Source organism: Pseudomonas sp. NPDC087817 (assembly GCF_044742875.1).
Classification (GTDB): Bacteria; Pseudomonadota; Gammaproteobacteria; order Pseudomonadales; family Pseudomonadaceae; genus Aquipseudomonas.
This window is the reverse complement of sequence record NZ_JBIUVJ010000001.1, coordinates 292,459-314,779: the sequence shown is the minus strand read 5'-3', so window position 1 is coordinate 314,779 and position 22,321 is coordinate 292,459. Positions and strand designations below refer to the sequence as shown.

The 22,321-nt window shown below is 52.9% G+C and carries 15 protein-coding genes and 1 pseudogene; 4 read left to right on the top strand and 12 right to left on the bottom strand.

The window, feature by feature from the left end:
- Positions 1-71: 71 nt before the first annotated feature.
- The 3 genes and pseudogenes from ACIONG_RS01380 to ACIONG_RS01370 all read right to left on the bottom strand — a co-directional run.
- A pseudogene (locus tag ACIONG_RS01380) lies at positions 72-348 on the bottom strand (PAS domain-containing protein); the annotation flags it as partial.
- 57 nt (positions 349-405) lie between these two features.
- Entirely contained in the window at positions 406-564 is a 159-nt protein-coding gene (locus ACIONG_RS01375) for a DUF2256 domain-containing protein (RefSeq protein ID WP_401230947.1), read from the bottom strand.
- A gap of 74 nt (positions 565-638) precedes the next feature.
- Positions 639-1,103: a cupin domain-containing protein gene (locus tag ACIONG_RS01370; RefSeq protein ID WP_401230950.1), complete on the bottom strand. Its 465-nt coding sequence runs from the start codon at positions 1,101-1,103 to the stop codon at positions 639-641.
- A 124-nt stretch (positions 1,104-1,227) separates the two neighbouring features.
- Here ACIONG_RS01370 and ACIONG_RS01365 point away from each other — a divergent pair, with 124 nt between their 5' ends.
- The gene (locus ACIONG_RS01365) at positions 1,228-2,019 is read left to right on the top strand and encodes an AraC family transcriptional regulator (protein ID WP_401296188.1); all 792 of its coding nucleotides are present in this window, start codon (positions 1,228-1,230) and stop codon (positions 2,017-2,019) included.
- A 44-nt stretch (positions 2,020-2,063) separates the two neighbouring features.
- Here ACIONG_RS01365 and ACIONG_RS01360 read toward each other — a convergent pair whose 3' ends face one another.
- The 3 genes from ACIONG_RS01360 to ACIONG_RS01350 are packed head-to-tail and all read right to left on the bottom strand — an operon-like array spanning position 2,064 to position 3,013.
- The gene (locus tag ACIONG_RS01360) at positions 2,064-2,243 is read right to left on the bottom strand and encodes a hypothetical protein (RefSeq protein ID WP_401296186.1); all 180 of its coding nucleotides are present in this window, start codon (positions 2,241-2,243) and stop codon (positions 2,064-2,066) included.
- A gap of 24 nt (positions 2,244-2,267) precedes the next feature.
- Positions 2,268-2,459 (bottom strand): antitoxin Xre/MbcA/ParS toxin-binding domain-containing protein, encoded by a 192-nt coding sequence (locus ACIONG_RS01355; protein ID WP_401296184.1) that lies wholly within the window; start codon positions 2,457-2,459, stop codon positions 2,268-2,270.
- A gap of 35 nt (positions 2,460-2,494) precedes the next feature.
- Positions 2,495-3,013 (bottom strand): hypothetical protein, encoded by a 519-nt coding sequence (locus ACIONG_RS01350; RefSeq protein WP_401296182.1) that lies wholly within the window; start codon positions 3,011-3,013, stop codon positions 2,495-2,497.
- A 119-nt stretch (positions 3,014-3,132) separates the two neighbouring features.
- On the opposite strand from ACIONG_RS01350, the gene ACIONG_RS01345 reads away from it, so the two are divergent.
- Together ACIONG_RS01345 and ACIONG_RS01340 are read left to right on the top strand one after the other, a co-directional pair.
- On the top strand, positions 3,133-3,441 hold the full coding sequence (locus ACIONG_RS01345) for a helix-turn-helix domain-containing protein (RefSeq protein WP_401264194.1): 309 nt from the start codon (positions 3,133-3,135) through the stop codon (positions 3,439-3,441).
- Between the two features lie 111 nt (positions 3,442-3,552).
- Positions 3,553-3,807 carry a hypothetical protein gene (locus ACIONG_RS01340; protein ID WP_401296180.1) on the top strand — a complete coding sequence of 85 codons (255 nt, stop codon included), beginning with the start codon at positions 3,553-3,555 and terminating at the stop codon, positions 3,805-3,807.
- Between the two features lie 335 nt (positions 3,808-4,142).
- Here ACIONG_RS01340 and ACIONG_RS01335 read toward each other — a convergent pair whose 3' ends face one another.
- The 5 genes from ACIONG_RS01335 to ACIONG_RS01315 form a co-directional block, all read right to left on the bottom strand.
- The gene (locus ACIONG_RS01335; RefSeq protein WP_401296178.1) at positions 4,143-6,185 is read right to left on the bottom strand and encodes a hypothetical protein; all 2,043 of its coding nucleotides are present in this window, start codon (positions 6,183-6,185) and stop codon (positions 4,143-4,145) included.
- 10 nt (positions 6,186-6,195) lie between these two features.
- The gene (locus ACIONG_RS01330) at positions 6,196-9,756 is read right to left on the bottom strand and encodes a helicase-related protein (protein ID WP_401296176.1); all 3,561 of its coding nucleotides are present in this window, start codon (positions 9,754-9,756) and stop codon (positions 6,196-6,198) included.
- Positions 9,757-9,765: 9 nt separating this feature from the next.
- Positions 9,766-12,543, bottom strand: a complete 2,778-nt coding sequence (locus ACIONG_RS01325; RefSeq protein WP_401296174.1) for a hypothetical protein — start codon at positions 12,541-12,543, stop codon at positions 9,766-9,768.
- 2 nt (positions 12,544-12,545) lie between these two features.
- The gene (locus ACIONG_RS01320; RefSeq protein WP_401296359.1) at positions 12,546-18,824 is read right to left on the bottom strand and encodes a hypothetical protein; all 6,279 of its coding nucleotides are present in this window, start codon (positions 18,822-18,824) and stop codon (positions 12,546-12,548) included.
- 580 nt (positions 18,825-19,404) lie between these two features.
- Positions 19,405-20,454 carry a hypothetical protein gene (locus ACIONG_RS01315; protein WP_401296172.1) on the bottom strand — a complete coding sequence of 350 codons (1,050 nt, stop codon included), beginning with the start codon at positions 20,452-20,454 and terminating at the stop codon, positions 19,405-19,407.
- Between the two features lie 36 nt (positions 20,455-20,490).
- Between ACIONG_RS01315 and ACIONG_RS01310 the strand changes: the two genes are divergently transcribed.
- On the top strand, positions 20,491-20,982 hold the full coding sequence (locus ACIONG_RS01310) for a phenylacetaldoxime dehydratase family protein (protein WP_401296357.1): 492 nt from the start codon (positions 20,491-20,493) through the stop codon (positions 20,980-20,982).
- Positions 20,983-21,128: 146 nt separating this feature from the next.
- On the opposite strand, the gene ACIONG_RS01305 is transcribed toward ACIONG_RS01310, so the two are convergent.
- Positions 21,129-22,301, bottom strand: a complete 1,173-nt coding sequence (locus ACIONG_RS01305) for a phospholipase D family protein (RefSeq protein WP_401296170.1) — start codon at positions 22,299-22,301, stop codon at positions 21,129-21,131.
- Positions 22,302-22,321: the final 20 nt, after the last annotated feature.

Below are 22,321 nucleotides of genomic sequence, written 5' to 3'. Positions count from 1 at the left end.
GTCGACCCAGTAGGACAGACTTCAGTGGCTCAAAAGGCCGACAACAGAAGTTTAATCGACAACTCATTCTAGAAAGCACTGCCGTCTTGACGATAGTTTCGAATGATTTGCCGCAAGGGTGAAAATTCTTTACTACCTCGCGGATAGCCACAAGGCACGGGTCGTCTCGGGCATCGCCCAGTAGGAACCGACAATCCTCATACGGGGTGACATCAATGCTGCAGCCCGTCAGTCGCTGGAAGGCTTAGTTGGCGTAGATAAGAACGTTCTCATACCATCCTGCTCTGCCACAACGATGCCATGCTTGGATGTCTCGATCATCAGTTTCAGCAATTCTGCATTGATCATGTTCAGAGTCCCTGTGACTTTCACGGAATTCTATACCAACCTTTCTTTCACGGAAGTCTATACCAACCTTTCCGATCTGACTTTTAGGGGTGATTTGCGTCGGCAACGCTCCGAGCAGTAGCGGACTTCCAGCCAGCAGCGTGCCCACTTTTTCCTCCATGTGAATGGAAGGCCGCAGGTCACGCACGTTTTTACCGGTAGCTCACTCTTTTTCAAAATGACTCACCATTGTCTATAGAGCGAGCAACATCTGATGGTACAGCCCAAAGGTACGTCGGTTCTTTTCACTTTTATAGATAGCTCAGACCATATCTTTGCTGGAGGTGGAGCAGTTCTTCCGGAGTGGGCTTTTCGGGAGCCAGCCGACGTATCAATTCACCGGCCTCCCTGAAAAAACCTTCTGCTCCTCCTGGGGTAAAGGTGGTGAGAAATCGACAGTCGCTGTCACCTTCGTTCTTAAAATACTGCTGTACGCCGCGCGGAGCAACGACGTAGCTACCTGGCCCGGCTAAGTGAAAATCCTCGCCAATCTGCATGGTTAACTGTCCTTCGAGGATATAGTTATTTTCATCCTCACCCTCGTGTATATGTCGCGGCACTTCACCTCCGGGTGGGAGTACGGTCTCCATAAGCGAATAGACTCCTCCCGTGTCGGTAGCAAACACCTTGATGTTCATGCGGGCGCCTGTAGGGTGCAAAACATGATGCCCCTCATCAGAGCTGATCATGCGGGCTTTAATCGAATTACTACTCATAACTTCCTCCAGTGATTTCCGGGCAGATGGGGGGATAGCCATCTCACGCTTGTGGAGGATTTTATTGTGATAAGCCGTGGTAGGATTTGTATATCTGGTCAATTAATCTGCAAAAGACGTCAAAATGGCAAAGCATCTACACCCACCCTCCGGCGCGTCAGGAAAAATCGTAACTGCGATTAGCTTTACGGCCTTAAGTGAGGGACTCTCGGGATCAAAGACTCATCTTCATGAGCAGGGGCAACTGGTGTTGTCTATGCAGGGGGTTGTCGCGTGCGATGTGGCCGATAACCATTGGATAGTGCCACCACATTGCGCTCTCTGGATTCCCGCCGGCGTCCCGCATCAGAGTCGCGCCTCTTCGAATGCCCACGGCTATTTCCTTTTCATCACACCCACATCATCCAATCTTCCAGACGAGTGCTGTACGTTCAGTATTAATGCCATGTTGCGCGAAATGATTATTGAGCTAAGCGAGGGTCGCAGCGACCGCACGACTCTCAGTAAAGATCTCATCACCCATTTACTGCTTGAAGAATTGAGCGCTATGCCAAGGGTGAGCACACATTTTCCAATACCCGCTGATTCGAGGTTACAACGGGTAGCTGAAGCACTAATCCAGGCTCCTGATAGCAGAAGAACGCTAGAGCAATGGGCAAGTTTTGGCGGGATGAGCGAACGAACATTTTCACGACAGCTGTTCAAGGACACCGGGATGTCGTTCGGTAAATGGCGTCGACAGCTTCATCTGATGGTCGCGCTGAAGTTGTTGGCTGAGGGGAAGAGCGTCCAGCAAGTAGCAGGAGACCTAGGGTATGAGGCCGTAACGAGCTTCATCAGGATGTTCAAGCTGGCGCTCGGCACCACTCCCGCAAAATATGTTTCATTGCCTAGCGTGGGATACCAAAGAAAATAGCCTGAAGGCGACTGCTCTAGGGAGCTGAACTGGCAGTGTTTGAGTTAGGAATAACTTGTCCCGTGTGCCTGCCTCTGCAGGTTTGATAAAAGCGCGTCGCTCAGATCGAGCAGTGCCTCGCGCAGTCGCCGATCCTCACGAGCATCTCCCGAATCCGGTTCGAATGTTTGCGCATGTCGAAGCAAAGCCTCGGCGTCGTTTGTGTTGAGATCAAAGGTGATCATGTCGATCCTCGACGAAGGGGAGCACTAACAGGCGAACCCATGACTGAGCCTATCGAGTTCTGCTTTCACGACTTCATATCCCATCTGACTGTGAGCCAGTTGCAACCGCGAGCAATCACCGGTTTCTACTGAAGGCTGGCTCAGCCAATGATCGGCTTTCTTTTTGTTGCCAAAGACAAGCTCGGCTTGGTGTTGGATCTGCTCGACGTTGTTCACTTTTACTCCTGGCACTCTATTGCGACTGGTTCATCTCATTTGGCTGTAGAGGCGGAAGCAGGGGTCTTGGCGCAATATTCACGGAACGCCTTGATGCCGCGCGTGATGATCAATATTGGCTTAACCATGTAGCGATAGCTGACGAACAAATTCAGCGCGATCCAGGCTAGCTGGTAGGACGAACCGTGAAAGCTTCGGTGGTTGGCGCTGTTTGTCCAGAAACCGTAGGCAACAAAAATAGTAAAGATGGCGACCGCTAACGGAAAGATGCCGAGCCTCCCTAGGGAGACGCCAATGAAGGGAATATTAACCACCGAGCGAACAGGCTCTCCTGCCACTTGCATTGCCCAGATTCTGTAGACCTTGTCCTTACCCAGCTGTGCTGTCACTCGAACTCGATCACCCGCCTTCACATGCGCATCCAGCACATCCGGGATTTCCAGAGTTTCGAGCTTCTTGCCGTCAATTTTCCAGTAGTGGTAGCTGATCATGTCGTCTCCAAAGCCACGTGATTTTTCGTCGAGCCGCCCATCTACGATCTGCATTTCCTTCATTTTGATCCCTGTCCTTGCATTTGAGTGATGGCAAAAGGATATTTCTGCCAAATACTAAGGAATACTTAGTATCTCATCAGCACGAATCTAAGAATATCTTAGCCTTTCGGCGATGAGAAATGACGACGTTCAGCAAGCGCTTGAAAGAGGCGCGCAAGGTAAGAGGGATATCCCAAGAGCGCTTGGGAATAGATGCCGGGATTGAGCCAGCGTCGGCGTCGGCAAGGATGAATCAGTACGAGAAGGGGGTTCATCAGCCAAGTGAAAGCATCGTGAAGCAGATTGCTGCTGTCCTGAATTTGCCGGTGCCGTATTTCTACTGCGAAGACGATGAGACGGCGCATCTGCTGCAGTGCTTTCATTTGTTGAAAGCAAAGGATCGCAAGGATGTCGTTCATCTGGTTGAGAGCCTCGCTTTCAAACACTGATGTCGGGATCGGATAGAGGTTCTGTTTCGCTTTGCGCGACGCTGTGAGCAAGCAGAACGCCTTGCTTTCAGTCTACCATCTTCGGCACTTATGCTGCCGCCGGCTTGGTTTATGATCTGCGCCTATCCTTTGACTGGACTAACACCGTTGAATCGAAAAAAGGCGGTGTCACTGGCTGAACGTGAGGGGCTGAAATCTGTGATTGATAACGCGCGAAAGCATGCCGAAGCGGGTTATCCAGACTTTACGGAGACTGATCCTGCTGCGTTTGACGCGGATTTTGTTATCAATAAAGAGCGAGAGGGGATGAGTGTCGCTCAGGCGCTTGAAGCTTTGGTCGCATACAAGCGCAGCCCCAAATCTTGAGCCTTACTTGCTGCTAACTTTAGGTGAAGGTGTCTTGGTCGCTGCCAGACACTTAATTGCTTCACTAGTAATGCAACTTTATAACTATTCAAGCAGTATGACCGTTGCGTATCTCGACCGTTGCCACAGACACCGGCACACTTGGTCTTTTGCATTCGGCAGCGAACTATGATCACCTGCTAATGATGGGCAAGATTGTACTCCTGCTCGCCACATGCCACGCGCCCCTTGTATCGCCGAGCCCAAAAAGAATACAAAATGCCTATAAGACCTGCAGTATTTGCCATAGTTGGGGGGGGGCAGTTTCTCATGTACTGGGCTTGTTCAGGGGGCTGCTACAACCTATCCCAAAAGCCTTTTTTTACAATCAACGAGCACTCTCGATTGGCCGGCCCGCCATGAATGTACGCTCGGGACAATCCTTGGTTGAAGGTTTCACAGCCTATCTCAATCTGCACGCAGCCACTGCACGAGTTGCCGACATCCGTGCATATGGGGTCGAACGCGCAGTTGAAGGAGAACATGCTGGCATCATCAAACCAAGGCAGAAGATAGTGCTGGAATAACGTCAGCAACCCGCCGGCGGTATAATTCTGAACGGACGATACATACAGGATGACCGACAAATCCATGGGTATCAGGTACTCCTGAATGCTCTTTGAGTCGTAGCCCGTATGGCGGCGCGCGGTGAGCATGAGCGCATGGCTGATCGAATGCAGCAGGTTGAAAGGGGCACCTTCTTCGGGATTGCGCGCCGGGATTTCCCTCGCTGCTCTGCCAGGATGCATAGCCAGGACGTGGTAGTGGCTCAGCAGGTACGCATGACTGCGGGCTTTGTCATTGAGTACCTCTTCATTAGGCGATTCGAGATATGCCGAATCGATACACCATCGAAGCACCCTGCGAGGATCCAGTCGGATCCATAAAGCCTCTGTTTTCGCCGACATTGCGTAGATGGACGTTTTGCCTTTCATGCCCTCGTCGACGCGATCAGCAAAGGCGTTGAGCATTACAGGCGGAGCGTCAGGGTTGGTCGAAGGGGCGCTTCTTTCCCGTGTGTACCCCAAAGTGGCCAAGACAACTCGAAGGTCAGGGATGTGCGTGATCGAATCGACCCCATAGCGCTCCTGCACACTCTTCCACTGACCGGTAAGTACGTCCTTTTGCGCGATATCTGAGGTTTCTTCGATCTCCTGCTCGATCGTTCTGCCTTGGACATCGTGGGGCAAGAAAACGGCTTCGAGCGTGCGCCGATTGCTGACCAGTTCGATCAGGGTGCTGAGTTCTGGAATCAAATCGCGTACGGCACTAAAACAGCCGGTTGACGTCGCGAGCTTTGCCTCGATGGTGGCTACCTCTTTTCGCGTGGAGTCAAGCATCTGGGCCAAATCTTCGTCATCCTCGGCCAATCCCTCATATTTCGAGATGCTGAGCCTTTTTCTCTCCAACTGCATGCGCAGGGCGGCCTGTTCATTTGCATCGCCAATATTTGCCGAGAGCAACATGGAAAGTTTTTGCTCCAGCTCACGGCCAGACATCTTTTTCAGCAAGGCGAGCGCTACACCTTCGGCAACGTCTTGGGCCATGCCCTCGGCGCTTTCGTTTGAGCCTTGCAAGCACTGCAAGAGGCTGGCAATGAGCTTACCTCTGTCTTCGCTCAGCGCGATGTACTGGGTACTCTGGGCGTAGAATGACTCACCGCTAGTGAGTGGAGTTCCACGCTTTTGGATTTCGGCACCAAACAAAGCACTGCACGCGGGGCACTCGTCCTGATATGAACCCGACAGCTTATCGCCGGTTTCCACATCAAAAAACGATGAGTGGAAGAACGAACCGGAATCTCTGTAGCCGATGCTGGTGGATCGACGAGCGGGGTGCGGGATGTGGACGGGGCTTGCGTAACCGCACCGATGTACCGAAACGTAGGGAAGCTGGATCATTTCTCCTGAGCAACTTCTGCGCTTGCAAGGAATGAAGCTCCTGCCATTGTGCTCTCTGATCCGGGACTGCATTTTGGAAAGCGTCCGGTCATCTGGTTCGCGGGCGTCGTAAAAATCAAGCACTTTGCAACGCCTGCAGGTGAGAATCAGTGGTGCAGGGGAGACAAAAATTTCAGATGGGGATTGGATTTCCAGACGCTTCTTTTCTGCGGCGGTCAAAAAGGTTGGGTCGACCTCGCCACCGGCGCTTTCCCAGTCATGTACAAATGTCAGGACAGCTTCGCGCAACTGTTGCTTATCAACCCCTTCCAGCGCTGACCCACTATTGTTGAGAATACCCATAACGCGACCGTACGCTTGGTTGCGAAGGCGCATATAGGCTCCAGGGAGGAAGGCTTCTCTGAAAAGGCGGCTGCGACTCACATATTCCTTGTCCATTTTTCCTTCCTCACCTGGCTATTGCCATGAATACTTGATCAGCAGCGCTGTTGACTGGCTTGATCACAATCTGGTTTTCGATGTCGCGAAACGAGCGGAATGGGGCATACCCGAAGATGTCACCCAGTGCTTCGCTCAAAGTCTGTTCGTTCTTGCTTCCCGGCCATCGCTCTAATTCAAAAAACGCGTTGTCGACACGGGTCATCAATGCGGTGTCAAAGCCGGCGATCACTCGCGAGTCGAACTTATTGCTCAGCACTGCCGGGATGCGCAGCGCATTGATCACGACAGTTTTGATTTCTGCTGCGGCGGCCTTTCCCATGTCGCTTCGCAGTAGCGTGACGAGGTCGGTCACTCTGTGGCTCAGGTCGCCTCCCCATCTTTGCTGTGGGGCCCAATTGAGCAGTATTGCCGACATGACCCCGGGCAGCGTGCGGTCGATGATGTTGGGAGCGAATCTGTTGATCGGCACCGAGTCAACCAGACGATCAAGGAACGTGTGGTAGTCTCCAAAATTCATGAAAACACCAGACTCAAATAGCTGATGCGATGAGAGCACGCACAGCACGATGCCCGGATGAACGCGCCCGCTTCGAGCGGAGGCCTGGATGTATTCCGCCGTCGATTTCGGCCAACCTGCAACGATCATGAAGTTTAATTCCGCGATGTCGACACCATGGGACACAACGCTGGTGGCAATGATGTGTCGGCAGGTGTCATCAGCATCCTTGGTTTCGACATGGCGAATTGCGTCGAGGATCATGTCCAGGCGTGTCTCGCCATCCAGCAACCGAGCTTTACGCTCCACATTGGTCTTGCTATTGACCTCTTCCATGTAGCGCATGATTTCGTTGATGCTGCGTTTGCTGTTGGCATACACCAGGTCGGTGTTCAGGTTCTTCTCGATGTAGCGAAGAGCATCCTGACTCTGGCCATTGGTTATGCCGATAGCTTTGAGCAGTTGTGCGTCACCATTTGCAAGCTTGCCTCGCCAATCATCTACCTGATCCAGGAAGCGAGAACTGGCTTCCGCCACCGCTTTCATGGCGACACGACCACGACCGATAGGGAGAATTCCCGCAAACCAGCGACGAATCAGTTGTGAGCCTGTCTCGTCATCTTTCGCTTTACGGGCATAGAACGACTCTCCCTGGTTGACGCCTGGGGCAGGGAAACGAACGGCGTTGCGCAGGTACAGATGATGGATATGGTCTTCGAAATCCTTGATGGTGGCTGTTGCCGAGAGCACTTTGGGCGCCCGACCGCCATGACTGATCTGCAGGGTGCTGAGCAATGTCTCGTAATGAGCATCAAAGTTGCCCAGAGACTCGCGAAGCAAGTGCAGCTCATCCTGAACCAGCAGTGAGAAACCTGGGTCTTTCATGGGGGAGGTGGGCACCACTCTGACAACGCTAGTGCGGGTATTGTTGCCGCAGTCGAGGGCCTCCCATTTCTCGCTTCGTTGCTCAATACGACGATGTTCGCATTTTGATCTCTGAGAGAAGCCGTGTTCAGGGCAGAAGTAACGCGCCCCACCAAAGAAGTTCACAAAACGATGGTTGTGGCCTATGACGGCGAGTTTGTCCACCGTGCCTACCAGTACAGAAGGCAGATACCGGTAGCATTCTTCATCCGAGACATAGATACCAATCTCCCCCTGAATACCCTGTCCATGCTCTCCTATATCGGCTTCGCTGTTTGACCAGCATTCAGCGTTTTTACAGACATGCTTGATGCGTGCGCGAGCCATATCGGTCGCAATACTGATGGAACCTGCCGTGCCGCAATAAGGGCAATCAGAGATGAACTGGTAGGACTGAAGGCGTTCGTTGCTGAAAGATGGCAAGAAGCCTTTCTGCAAATCTTCGCCATAGGTGCTGCTAACTCGGTTTGGCGTACCTTCACCGGTGTAATAGCCAATTGTGAATGGCCATCCGCCAAGACGCTCACGATGACGCAGTATGTTGGTCTGGGCGAGCACGAAGGAAAGCCGTTGGAATTGCTGAACGGACAACATCCGCAATGGAAATCTGAGCCAGGCAGTCGTGCCGTAATCGCGTCCATTAAGCCGGCCATAAAGCAACGCCATGCTGATAATGCCGAGGTATGCCTCAGTTTTACCGCCGCCCGTGGCGAACCAGAGTACGTCTGCTGTTTCCATGCTGCCTCGGAGTTCAGCCGAGGTGGCATGCCGCTCGTAGATCGATCGTATCTGCGAGAGAATAAAGCCGAGCTGGAATAGGTGCCATCCGGTAAAACTTTTTCCCTGAATCTTGATGGCGGCGCCCATTGCTTCGTTCATCCACTGGAAGCATTGACGCAGGTCGTCATGTTTGCGCAGAAGCTCTACACCGTCGCGGATCCGGGTAGTTTCCTCCTGAAAGGCATTGCGGTCAGCAATAGCAATATCCTTATCCGCCATCAGCCCTGCTGATTCCAATGTACTTATACGAATTGCCCACTCATCGAGGTAGCGCTCTTGTGTTTTCAGGAAGCTGTCGCAAATCAGGATTGGATCGCGTGCGAGCATTTCATAGCTCGGAGCTGAGTCCATTCCCACTTCGGCAGGCAATGGAGCATCAACCCGGGGCTGAGCGTAGGAGGGCATCCCATCCGTCATGAACACCTTTTTTTCTACCTCAACGACCGCGCAGCTAATGCCGTAGCCAGGAAGGCCGTCATTGTCGCGGTAGCGGTATTCTTCCGGCTGCAGGCGATGGGGCACCTTATAGTTCTCGCCGGCAACAAGTTTGGTAACCAGACGGGCATCCAACAAGTATGGGGAGTCGACGCCAAAGATTCGGGCATGATCGGTGGTCGTCTGGTTTTCCAGAAATACTTCTAGCAGGAAGCTGCCTTGGGCGCTCGTACCGAATGCTGATGGGGTAGGGCGAAGGCGTGCACGCAGGTTTATAGCATAGTTGAGGAGCGTATTTTGGTCGCTGACGATCTGCTCATGAACGGTGCGGTTCAGGCTCGTCTGATCGACCAGAGCTGTGTCGCTCCAGTTGTAACCGAATTTCGCGTTGCCATTCGCATTCGTGTGACAGCGCCGCATGACCCTAGGGTCGCTAATCCATCGTTGTTGTTCTGCCTTCAGCACAGCTTCGATCGCAGCTTTCCCTGAGACCCACTCGTTGGGCTTATGGGGGGCAAGATCAAGCATGATTGATGAGAAACACACTGTGTAGCGCTTGAATGCTAAGGGCAGGGTTTGGCCCCTTTTCGGCGAGCCGGCATCAAGCACCAGATTTTCTTTCACGGTGGGTAAATCAGGAATGTAGCGATGCACGACATCGAATTGACCACTTAGCTCACATTTGATGCAACCTTCCTCATCGGGAGAGACCAAGAGCACGATGCCGATCGAGTTAGGGGGTTGTGGGCCTGTGTAGGCGGCATCGGGCGCTGCGCCCAGGCAGCCAACCAGGCTGGTGCGGTTGGGTTCGATACAGTCATACAGTTTGCCGTCTTCTGGCAATACATCTGCGTCCTTGTCACTAAGTCGCAGGCGCATCTCGTCAAGAAATGCAGCCGTCAGGCCCATTTCCTCTCGGTAGTTGAGAGCCATCGTTCGTCCTTAAGATTGTGTGGTTTCCAGATGTTTGCCGGCGTGATGGATGACGAGTAACTTGTCATCTGCGTCCCAATCGAAGTGAATACGCAATGTGCGCGACGGATCGCGGGCGTTCCCAAGGCAGAAGTGTCTGTTCATGTTCGCGGGCTTACCCTTGTACTTGCGGTTGTCTGCGTACATACCCAGCGTCACTGGGGACATTTTGGGTTCGAAATCGATGCTCTCCAGCTTAAAATGCTCAAGCACATCATGAAGTCGACCCGTTTTCTCACTGTAGTGGTCGTAGAGCTTTGTGGCCATCAGTGACAGGCAAGCCCGGAATTTCCCATGATCACGGTAAACCGAGTCGCGCAGGGACTTGAGAGCCGGGTTGGTCATGTGAATACGCCCAGGATGTGTGTCCGCAACCCCATTTGCTATGTCGATCAAGCCTTCCTCTTTCGGCGAGACTACCTGCTTAGGGGTCATCCGGATCGAGTTCACTACCGATATTTCGATCATGTCGTCGAAGGCCCAACCGTCTAGCGTCAACTGCCCGATCTCGACGGTGGTAGCACCTGCTGCTCTTTCCAGAATGGCTTTGCGAAGCTGATTGCCAATCTGCTGATGAGCGATTCGTACCTGCTCGATGGCATTGGCTACATAGAGTGCCGCTCTCTCGGGATTTTTGGAACCGGAAAGGCGGGCAAACACGGTGACCGCCGCTCGGTCACGGGGGCCATATACTTTGTGACGATACCAGTTGCCCACCGTTGCATCGCACACTCTCACCTTTTCCTTGCGCAACTGGGTTTGCACCTGGGCGACTGTCAGTTGTGCGGAGACTGCATCGACCATCGTCCTCCAACGGTTGGCGGCTCTTAGGAACTGCTGCATGCCCTCTGACAGAGCCACCATCTCGAAAAGTTTTTCTTGAGTCGCGATACGCTCATCTGTGTGTCGGAGCAGGATGATCTGATCACCTGCTGTCAACTCATCGGCAAGCGTCGGATGAATTTCTTCCTCTCGCAGCACGAGCACCGGACGGGTCTTGCTCCAAGGCAATTCTGACTTCGCCTCTTCAAGGGAGATCCAGACAAGATCCTGAACTAAGGCCTCTCCGCTTTGCACAGAGGCCATAGGTTCTGCGGGCTGCACCATCAACAGATCCAGCCAATTATTGAACTCCGCTGCCAACGGGATAGAGACAGCACGTTCTTTCGCCGGATACAGACTGCAATCAGGATGGGTGAACGTTTCCAGGGTCAAGGACGGCAGCAGTGTATCGACATCGTCGCATCGACGATCCTTCCAGCCGAGCTGCCAGTGAGTCAGCTTGTCGCCATCGACACGACTTTGAACACCATGCTTAGACCACCATAAATGGAGCATGCGCTCTACGAAGGGCTTTTCGTATTCGTAGGCTGGAATAGTAAGACGGCGACATGGCGTTGCTAACCAGTGCTGCCGATTAGGCCAAAGCATTCCCACAATGACGACTTCGTCGACTACCCCAGAGAACTGTCGATAGGCTTTCACGCCATCCATTGCAGTGATTTGAATGGTCTCGTTCCAACCTTCGTTTAGCTCATTGTCGAACCAGTGCTCCAGGGCTGCTACTTCATAGGGGCTGCCACACAGTACCAACGTATCAGTTTTGTTCGTGCATGAGTCCTTAAGGTGTTTGAGCAGCCATCCCGCTTTGCCAGTTATGGATTGCATGAGTAATTGATGCCAGTCCCTCAACTGCTGGATCAAATTACGCGAAGCCACATCTGACTCACCGAACAAACAGCTTCCTTTGTCGGCAATTTGCAACCATCGCTCAAGGCAACGAATAGGGAAAAGACCCGGGCGTGTCGCTGCCTGTAATGTCGTCTCCAAATAGGGAAGGGGGAGAGACAATTCGTTGAGGCTGCGAAAGACCTTGCCAATGATTGCCAAGCGTTCCCTCAGCACGAAATCTCTTCGATCCAGTTCGCGTCGTAAACCGAAGAAGCGGTCAGCGATCAGTCCCAGCTCAAGATTGGCCCTGCGATCCTGGATTACCGTTAGCTTGAACGGAGAGTCGGATCCTTCAGGTGAAGTCAGTGCAACTATATCGCCGAGTCGCATCACCCATAAATGGCTCCGAGTTCCGTTTGAGCGGATCCTGTCCAGAGATTCGCTATCACCCAGCGAGAGCAACGTGATTCTAGGCACCTCAGGAAAGCTCTCTGACAGCGCGCTGTCCACGGCAGCGAAGTTTTCATTTCCTCCAAGCGTACCATCTATGACCAGAACGAAAGGCTTGCTTGCCCTGCTGATCGCTTCAACCAGCTCCATCACGTCCGAGGAGCCATCCACAACAAGCGTTTGGGAGGCGGACGTTTTGTTGCGTTTGAGGTCAGATGCTCGCAGCACACGAGCACGCAAGGCCTTCACACGCGAAAGATCATGGAAGCCATTACGTGGGCGGGAGATGAATACGATATCCGGACACTGCTCCATTTTGCTCGGGTTTAGCCATGGCGAACGTATCCCGCCCTGCAGTGAGTCCAGCCGGATTCGTTGCAGATATACCATCATTCGAGTAATGCCTTCCCCCCCCATCAAAGGCAGTGCAATCGCCACTGACTGACCGTACTTCAGGGCCCGTCCCGCCACCGCAAAACTCGCGCATTCGGCTGCATCCGGAGCGGTCAAGTTGATCGATGACCACGCTGCTGAGTTGGGGTGAAGCAGTTCGCTAGCGGGAACTGCACCCCACGCATCTTGCATCACGCGCATCCAGCTTAACTGGCTTGTTGTTTGCTGGGACATGATCAGGCCTTGGTCTCTTGGGACGCCTTACTGAGCAGGGCAGCTTTAATACTTTCAGAAACGCGATACGAGCTTTTCTTCCCTGCTCTGCAAGGAACGATCAAGCGTAGGCGGGTCAGCCAACGAAGCGCCTGCTGTGGGTCGACATCCCCAAAATCATCCATGAGTTGCAGCTCAATATCTTCTTCATCAAAGCGCTCCTGCTCGCAGAGCGCACTCAGTACTTGGCGCCCCCAACTCACAGCGGTCAACCCAGTCTTGCCGAGAAACTCTTCCATGCTCTTAGGCTTGGCTTGAAGCACTGAAGTGTAGGCCGCACCGAAGCCGCTCACCTTGACCACTTCAGATTTCTTATTCTTGGCGGCCAGTAGCCTGTCCAAGGAGAAATACCACCCCTGGCTATAGCTTTCCAAGGTGTTGGTCGATGTTGAGGTGTTTTCCAGGTTGAGCCTGTTCAGCAGGTGAGCAAGTGCGGTCTTTTTCCAGACATCCAAGGCGATGAAGGGCTGCATGGTTTCTCGACCTTGGGTGAGCTGTGGGTTCGACTCCCACTGCCAAAGGGCACGCGGCGACATGAGGAAAATGACCCGAACACGGTTGCGTTTGGCGTTAGTGTTGAGTCGTGCTTCATGCGCAACGTCGAGTAGATCCAACGTCGTACTTATCGGTTGCTCCCCTGTGATCTCAACGAAGAACATGATGTTCTTGCGAAGCGACTGGACTCCAATGACGCTGTCGACCAGCAGTTTCTTGAACTCACTGGCGGAGCCAAGATCGGTGTCTCTTTTGTGAGCTGGGACGTAACGGCCCGAGTACTGGTTGGTGGTCAGGGCAGGCTCTTCTTCCCCAATCGCCAGGAGAGACTCAAGCATCCATTGAGGATCCAGCCCCAAGGCCTCAGACCCTGTGATGATGCCTACGGAGTAGTTCGATGAGCGTGCCTCAATGGCGCCGAACGTAGGCTTTTCACGCACCTCTTCGCTGATAAGCAATTTCTCGTCTCGCAACGTGAGCGGGGAAGGGCGCGGAGCGTTAACCGGGTAGGCGTGTGCGGACAACGGGTCGTTCTCATTGATCGCATCTACCGCAGCCAACAGTTTGTCTTCAATGTTTTGCTGGCCACCAACCAAGTTCATGATGTTGGCGTTGCGCAGAGCGTATTCCTTGCCTCCTTCGGTGCGTCGCATGTACTGAAGTACGCCGAGGCCGCACAGCTCATCGAGGAACGCTTCAAACTGCGCATCGGTCATCGGCTCGAAGATATGCGGAGCCCATTCCTGGACAATGAGTTTCGCGCGGCTTGGAGAAAAGCTACTGGTGCTTTGCGAGATCAGGCTGTAGGCAATCAGCTTGTAACGCAGGTCGAGGTTCAGCGTGATGTCAAAGCGGTCGCAAATGAGCTGACGAATGTTCGGATCCTTTCGAATCTGTTCAATGTCGTCGGCTGTGATGGTGACCGAGCCCACGCGCCGGTTGTGACGCGCGTTGAGGGTCTGGATCAGTTCATGGCAGACAATGTGAATCAAGCCGGGATGGCGGTTTGTCTCGACAAGAATCCTGTTCATAAGCAAGGGGGAATCGAACTCATAACCCAGATGCCCCAGTGGCTCGCGAATGAGCTGAAGCGCCTCTGCTGGGCTCATGATCGAGACCTGGATTGCACTGCCGAGCTGATGCAGCGGGTAGTTCGCGGCGTCAGCGAACCGGCGTACGTTTTCCAGACCTGCAATTACGACCTTGAACCGACCATTACTGTTGTTCACCAAGCCACTGAGCTCACGGAAAATGCGGAAGCCGTTGGCAGCATCGAGTCCCAGAATCGGATCGATTTCGTCCAGGCAAACCATGAGCGCGTCTGGGTTGTCTTTGGAGAAGTAATCCCGCAGATCATCGACCATCCCGTCAGCGTCTGAGGGGTACGAGTTTTTGACCAAGCCGCTCGTTACGGCGGCGTGGTGAATCATCTGCCAAACCCGATTTCGGTGTTTTTCCAGCTCATTACCAGAGAGGTTAGCGCGATCCAGGTCTCCATCCATTTGGTACAAGAAGGCATGGTGGCGTTGCTCAGGGTTGTGGAACCAACGCTGTGTTTCCTTGAGCAATGTCGTTTTACCCAACTGCCGTCCACCAAAGATCATGGCTGCGCCGTTACGCATGGTGGTCAGCGACTTAATGTCGTTTTGGCGTCCATAGCGCATTTCCGGCGGCGCCGGCTGCATCTGGTTGCCGGTGTACGGATTGCTGAACGTCCATGGCAAGCTCAGTTGCAAGAAGGTCTTGAGCCGTTGATGATCCGAAACACCGAGACCGGCCAGCATGGTCATAAGGACGGGATCGACATGGAGCAGCGCATGCTTGAGCTGTTTTGAGAACTTGGCCAACTCGTTGCGTTCATCGTTCGAAAGCTCTTTCGCCGATATCAGAACCGTACGGTCATGTAGAAACTGGGTCTGCTCAGTCAGCAGTATGCGAAGCTCGGTGAGCGTCCATTCGCCGTTGGCAATCAATACATTGATGGCCTGCTCTTCTGATTTTTGGCTGAAGAACACAATCCCTCGTCCCGTGTCACGCCGTTTCACGTTCAGGGTGAGGTGGGCAATATGGCTTCGTGAGTAGAAAGACGTGCGCTGCGAAGTCGCATTACTGAAGGAGGGGGTCACGGCCTCAAGCCCTAAGGCATACAAAATGCGCACCAGCTCTTCGTAGGTCGCTTTGTCTAACGACTTGACGCGGCGGCGCAGGCTGATCAAATCCTCGATGGCCAGTTTGAAGTAGGTCGGCAAGGTGTCCAAAGACAAACCGTTCAAGCTTGCGCTAGAAAGATGACGGATCACTTCACGAGGATTGCGGTTCTGACTCAATATTGAGTGAAGCTGAGGCTCAAGCAGAAGAAAGCGCTTGAGCAATTCAGTGCCGGATTCGGTATCGCTTTGCAGCGCCTCGCCCTTGTCCAACGAATGCTTGAGATGTTCAAGCATCTCCTCTGCGACAGTCGTGTCATGTGTATTGAGCGCCGAACGGATCTGCTCCTGCCACGTAGCGGGTACCCAATCCACCCCGCGATCAACCAAAGCTTGGTTGACCAGTGCATCCAGGGATGCTTCAAGCTCCTGTTTCTTGGTCGTGAACTTGGTTACGATACTTGATTCAAGAGCGTCCAAGCTGTGGTGGATCTCACCAATGTCATCCAGCGCCTTGAGGCTTTTGAGTTGATCCTGAAGGTGCTCAAGCTCGCCACGCAGTTGGTAATGTCGTTCATCGTCGATCAGCGAGGCAATGTTCGCGTTATCCAGCAACCCCCTTATCTGGTCGCTTCGCAGGTTGCATTGGCGAATTTCTTCCAAGAACAAGCGCTTGATCGCCTCGATGTTCTCCGCCATCGAACCCTTGGAGACATCTTCATGGTTGAGCGTCAGAAGCAGCGCGTGACGGAAGTTTTTACGTTCCAGCGCTTGGTCTGCAAGCTCCAGGTCGCTCACGCCCTTTTCAAGCTGGTTCGTTAGGATGGCCAGTTGATGATGAGGATCATCGTCTGATGATGTGGCCAGCCATTCCGAAGGCCACTGAAGCCAGCCATTAATTCGGGAAATCTCCCAAATCGTTTCCTCATGCCGCTCTGCCACTTTATTGATGCGTTGGAGCACACTGATGGCGAGCAGTAAGCCAGCTTGCTGTTCTGGGTCTTCGGTGTTCTGGAGGCGCTGCTCCAGGTGCACGGAAGCCGCCGTGAGCATCGTGAGGAAACGGGGGGCGAACTTACTGACTTCGCCTGTGCGTTGACCCAGCAGGCTGTGGCCTTCGACCCACCGATCGGCGACGTCTACGATCTCGTCGATTGACCGTAGGAACCAATTTTTAGCATTGCCTTCGATCTGCGGAGCGGAGGTACTTTCGTTCATCATCTTGTGAATTTCAGCCGTCATCAGCCGAGACTGCTCATCCTTGTCTCGATACAGATCGGCAAACGCACGCACCTCATCTATCCGTGAAGCATCGTCTTTGATGATGCTTTCGTAGGTGAGATCAAAGTCTTCGCGTGCCAAGCATTCTTTCATCGCTTTGCGGGCAGGAGCCCAGCCGGTCTGCTTGTTCAGGATACGGTCTTGCCACTCAACAAGACGGGCGGCGAGTTTTTCACGCGCCTCTTTGTCGTTGCTTGTGGGTTGCTCACGCAGGGTATCTACATCCAGACGAGTATTGTGGCTGGAGAAACTGACCACTTCTTCGATCAACCGGGACACCGGGCCATCGAAGTTGCCGAGGACAGAGCCGAGCAAGCGTGGCGCGTTGGTCATCATTCCGAAGAACAATGTGGGCTGAAGTGTGGCAGCGAACACCAGGTAGGGAACAACACGTCCACCTGGGCGTCGATAAATCCAGCTTTCAATGATCTCCGAGGACAGCTGATGCAGGTTCTGCTGAACCCGGGTTACGGTCGCAGAGTCACCACGCCAAACGTGCATGCCATGGTATGCCGCCTGAACCAGTGGCAGCGACAACAGATCCCCCGCAAGGCCCATTCGACCTGCAATTTCCAGCGTCTTGCTGGCCAGTGGAAGCTGCCCGCGTTTCAACCAAAGCAATGCGATGTTTTCTACTGCAATCGCGGGAACGACATCCATCGTCTGCTGACAATGCTCCAGCCGCTCTAGGGCTTCCTTTGGCTTGTTGAAGAATCGAGAAACCTTGACTTCATCTTCCGACGCTTCCTGCATAGTTGACTCATCAGCTACATCATTCTCGATACTGGTGAGATTCGGATCTGAAGCGGCGTCTTGCCTCTCAACCGGATCAACAAAGTTGACGGCGGGCTCAAGCGCTACGTTGATTTCAGGCTCGGGAAGAGGCGCTGGCTCTGGGGCTGCCTCGGGAGCAGCCATTTGTTGTGGCTCGTCAACGGTCAGAGGCTCTTCATCGCCTGCGTCAGCTTCATCCGCGTCCAAATCAACCACAGAGGCCGGCGATCTATCATCGACAAGGGTTTTACTTTGTGTATCAAGAGGATCGGGAAGGGGCGGAGTAGTCAGATCAGCAGATGACGTTCGTGACCAGGCCGTAAAGGCAGCCTTGGTTGACGGGTGATAAGCCTCCGGTGTCAGATCGATTTCTTGGCCGTCTGCCGAGAGTGAATCAAGCCGGTACCCGGGTGGTAACAACAGGTCACATCCTTGCTGTTCCACCTCTTGGTGCAGCCTATTGCTCTTGACGCGAGACTCTTCTGCCTCGGTAATGCTACTGCGCAATTCGCCTTTTTCACGAAAGTTGGCAACCTTGAGTTTCTCGTTGAAACCAGCCAGGTCGTTCTCGATTTGGACGCAATGCGCTTGAGCTTGCTCAAGACGGGTCTTGAGTTCGACCGATTCTACTTCACGCTCTTCGGTCAAATCAGCCAAGAAGGTTTCCGGTACCTCATCGTGCAAACGTTCGTTGAAGAACTCCAGCCAGGCTGTTTTAAAAGCCATTAGAAACTCTTCGTCATCGAAATTCTGCAGTGACAGCTCACGACCAATCTTGATCAGAACGTCGATACACTCGCCAAGTATTTTGCGAACCGTATCATCGCTGAGTGAGTATTCCTCTTTCAGACGAGGAAGGTTTGATGAGACCAGCGCCTCAATTTGCTCAGCATAGTGAAGGTTCCCTGAATCAGTTTTTGCCTGCTCGGCTAACTGGTACAGCTCTGCATAGAGGGCATAGAGGCTCAAGGGTGCGGCGGGGGTAGTAGATACTGTCGGCTGCTCGACGGGTGACGCTGTCTGACCTGGCTGGTCTGCCGAGTCGATCAAGCCAACTCGTCTAGCCTTCCTCTCGTTCTCCAGCATCGTGGAGTAGTACCCCATCAGCTCAGGTTGGCACGTCAAGAAAATACCCAGAAGCTCGTTGCCGAAAGGCGTGGCCATGGCATAGACGCCATCTGCCAACGTTCGACGCTCTTCGTTGTCGAGCTCGTTCCAGCTCGCCAATCGATCAAGCAGGATGCCCACCATCCCACCAAACTGATCGACGTACGTGCGACTCTTAATGAAGTCCTTTAGTCCGGTTTCCCAGTTCTTCCCGTTATCAACCCAATCAAGCCGTTTTTCGAGCATGGTGCTCAAAGTGTCCTGGTCTTCCTGGGTCATCTCACCGAAACGCTGGGCCACTGTGCCTTTGAGTTCGTGCCATGTCGGGTCTATGTCGTTCATGACGACTCGTTCCCAGCTGCGGTATCCGTCAATTCTTTTCGACTTTTTGAGCAAGCGCTGCTGGACATTGAACAAGTCCTTCAGTAGCAGCTTCAGACGACCAATGGAGGTCTTTTGAAAGTCCATCACTCGGAATCCGGGTTTCACTTTCGCCTGCTCGATTCGGCGAAGAGCCCTGGACATGCCGATCATCCGTTCCAACACGGAAGTATCGAGCACACCAGTTTCGGGACATAACATGGTGTGGTCTGGAAAACCGACCCCATCGGCAGAAAATTGCTCAATAAGAGATTGGTCGACTACATCGATGCAAATCAGATTTGGCATTTGATATCCATATCAGACTAGGTGGGGAAAGCTCGCCAGAGCAAACCTCTCTCCAAACGGGTAAAACATCCCATCGGAAGGAGGCATTCCACGCTGCCTGCGCGGCAGTTTGAATGGCGAAGCGTAGTAGCCCAAAGCTACTACACTAGGAGTTTTCCGGCTAGCCAGACAGTGGGTCATTCGTCCTTGAAATTTCTAGAGCCGTGATTTATCCCTGAGTCGTTAGACATTAGAAGAGCGCCTTTCGCCGAGCTCAGCCGCCGTAACCGGCAGAGACCGGCCAAGCGGTTATTTTCAGCAGACATGAACAACCAATGCTGGAGGGATGAACCTGAGAGCTAGAGACGATTTAATCGAGAGGTTGACTAAACTCTCCGGTGATACGCCAAGTCGTGCTTTCGTGCTCCTCGAATGTCCCTCCCAATTCGAATGATCCTTTGGTCAGACTCGCGATGAGTTTGGCGTTCACGCCAAAATCATCCGAATAACTAATTGTCAGATCGAAGTCCTCAAGTCCGCAGTCGATTCGATCTCTGGCAATTTGCTGCCACACGGACTCGTGAGGAAACCACACAAGATTATCGGGGATTTTTGGCGCGGTGTGCCCCTTCAACGTGGCCACAAACAGAAGGTGGTCATCGGCCTTATTTGAGGATGAAAAGTCTGCCGAACCTTGCGCGTTTGCCTCGGGTACGCTCGCTGAAAAATCAACACCAAAGCCACGCCCCCATCCTTTTTCGTGCTCGACTCTTATTTTTTTGGCGCCTAAGGATGTAAGCAGGCGAATGGCCTCGGCGAATTTATGTTCGAAGGCTTTTCGATGAAAACTGGCAACTGGATAGTAAAGGGTCGAGGAGGAGGGGTGCCGGGCGTAAACCAGTTTTCGTCTTGGATGTCCTGGGGGGAAGGAGAACAAAGCCGATGCCTCTGTCGAAATTATTGCGATTTCGTCAGGCACAGATTGAATCGAGTTGGCTACTTTTTCTACTGTCCGGAATACTAAAGCGCTTCCCCGGTTCCATGGATACTTTTCGTTGAAGAACATTTCTCGGGTTTTACGTAGGCTGCGTGCTACCGAGCCTTCCCGGCCTTGCTCCCCTTCTTCAGAAACGACGATTAACTGATGATTGAGATCCGTCTTCATACAGGAGAGCCATCCAAAATGGGTATCGATCAACTGATGATGCATTAGCACGCTTGGCTTGCGCCAGCCATTGTGGCGCAAGTGGTGCGACGCAGTCTTGGTTACCTTACTTTTTCCATCAGCATTAAGTGTCCACACCAGGCTGATTGTCTGCGAATCACGACTACAAAGCGTGCTGGTTTCTCCGATGTAAACGTTGCTCTGAACGAGTACAAAAGGATGATCAAGAAGGCCTGCTGCGCGCCACGAGAGCAAACAGGATCAGGCAAATTGAGAACAGTAATCGCCTAACTGCTGCAGGGACATAAACCTGAAGCTGCTGCCAGCAATGACGACACTTCCCGTGTGCGTCTTGCCGGTCGTCAAAACCTTTGTCTGATCCGCTCCGGCCAGGACTGGGCGGCCACACGTGACAAGGAACGTAACCTCTATCTTCACGACATCCAGCCGGTGTTGGAGGAGGGCATGACTTACTTGCGGGATCAGGGACGGTCGCTTGGGTGTCTCTCCTGCCGTTTCATGAGTGTGCTGGACACCACGACCGGAGAACCGTTGGAAAAGAGTTTCGGGCTTGCTCATTTCGATGAGTTGGCTCATCTGGAGGCATGGGCCAAAACTCACCCAACTCACCTGGCAATCTTCGGCGGCTTTATGCGCTACGTGCGAACACTTGAGTTCCAGATCGCACTGCGTTTGTACCATGAGGTGTCAGTGATCCCTGCCGATGCCCAGTGTTTCGAGTACATCAATTGCCACCCGGGCAGTGGGTTACTGGGATCTTGAGGTTACGTGCGTTGTGCCGTCACAAAACCAATAGCCGATCGGGAGCCACTATTGCGCACGGAGAGATGATCACTCAGTGAAAATGCTATATGGCCGCCAGCGTGAATGGAGACCATGCGCTTGGGTGATATTTGTACTGACTGCTTTTAGGCGCTCAAGGTACTAGCGAACCAGATGAGGCAATCCAGCTCCGCCAGATTTTCTGCCGGGTAATCATCTGCACGCTTGAGAGCAGCGCGCAGCAGGCGAGCTCTATTAACGTATCGCTCGCCCTTACTGAGCCCTCGCGGAAATGCAATATCCAAGCTGGCGAACCAGTCGAGAACTGGGCGATTAAGAACGTAATAGTAGTTTGGGAACAACTGGCAAAGCATCTCGGAAAACAGCGCACCCCTAGTCGGATTCCTCATGACCGTAAGACGGTTTATCTCTTGGATCACTATCCTATCTCGGGCGGCAAAAGGAGCATCGATCACGCGGACAAGACTTTTTGAAAGCTCGCGAAAATCGCTGTTTCGCCCCTTGCGCTCCCAACCTTTACCTTGAAACCGGCTGCCATTTTCACCGAAGAACCATAGAGCAGACATCTTGTAGTAGAAGTCATCAATGCGAGTCTGATTCCAGTTTCTAATTCTGCTAGTCGTCTGAAAAAGCTCCACTAATGTAGCCCTGTTCTTGCGGAACACCTTCATCTGATCACGTCGTTGGATAAGGTACGGTTTATAGCCTTTGAGTCGTCGTATCGCTGGGAGTGGAAGCCGATAGGCTTCTATGCTCTCGTCAGGTTTCGCTCCCTTTTTGCCGTTCTTACCTGCAGGCTGGCGAGCTTCCTGATACATATCGAGCCAAGTTTCATTCAGCGTGACGCTGACTTCGAAAACCTTTTCGATCCATTCAGATGCCAGTTGAAACTGCTCGTCAGTGATGCAGGCAAAGCCGTTGGCCTCGAAATTGGTGGAGAACGCCGCCTGGGTCAGGTTGGATGAGCCTAGTAACGCATAACACTTCCCATCAAGTTCTTTCCAGAACATTGCCTTGGGATGAAACCCATTGATTGATTCCGCTACCATGAACTCCTGATGGCGATCGGCGGGGAGCCACTTCATAACTGCTCTGCAGGCGTCCTTTCGGGTAATACCAAAGTCTTTACCAACGATGAAAAGAAACGACTCACACTGGCTCCCGAGCTCCTCTGCGATACCCCATTCCGTGAGATATGCGCTGACAATGTAAAGCTCTTTCGATTTGCTTAATGCTCGTTGGTAGATTTTTTCCAGGCAGAGGCCTTCAGATTTTTTCGGAAGCAGAATCAGTTCCATATGACGTCCGTATCAGGAGG

Coding starts and splice junctions, on each gene's coding strand:
- ACIONG_RS01335 (WP_401296178.1), bottom strand. CDS start 6,185: ATGGACAAGGAATATGTGAGTCGCAGCCGCCTTTTCAGAGAAGCCTTC.
- ACIONG_RS01330 (WP_401296176.1), bottom strand. CDS start 9,756: ATGGCTCTCAACTACCGAGAGGAAATGGGCCTGACGGCTGCATTTCTT.
- ACIONG_RS01325 (WP_401296174.1), bottom strand. CDS start 12,543: ATGTCCCAGCAAACAACAAGCCAGTTAAGCTGGATGCGCGTGATGCAA.
- ACIONG_RS01350 (WP_401296182.1), bottom strand. CDS start 3,013: ATGAAGGAAATGCAGATCGTAGATGGGCGGCTCGACGAAAAATCACGT.
- ACIONG_RS01305 (WP_401296170.1), bottom strand. CDS start 22,301: ATGGAACTGATTCTGCTTCCGAAAAAATCTGAAGGCCTCTGCCTGGAA.
- ACIONG_RS01370 (WP_401230950.1), bottom strand. CDS start 1,103: ATGAGTAGTAATTCGATTAAAGCCCGCATGATCAGCTCTGATGAGGGG.
- ACIONG_RS01365 (WP_401296188.1), top strand. CDS start 1,228: ATGGCAAAGCATCTACACCCACCCTCCGGCGCGTCAGGAAAAATCGTA.
- ACIONG_RS01360 (WP_401296186.1), bottom strand. CDS start 2,243: ATGATCACCTTTGATCTCAACACAAACGACGCCGAGGCTTTGCTTCGA.
- ACIONG_RS01345 (WP_401264194.1), top strand. CDS start 3,133: ATGACGACGTTCAGCAAGCGCTTGAAAGAGGCGCGCAAGGTAAGAGGG.
- ACIONG_RS01340 (WP_401296180.1), top strand. CDS start 3,553: ATGATCTGCGCCTATCCTTTGACTGGACTAACACCGTTGAATCGAAAA.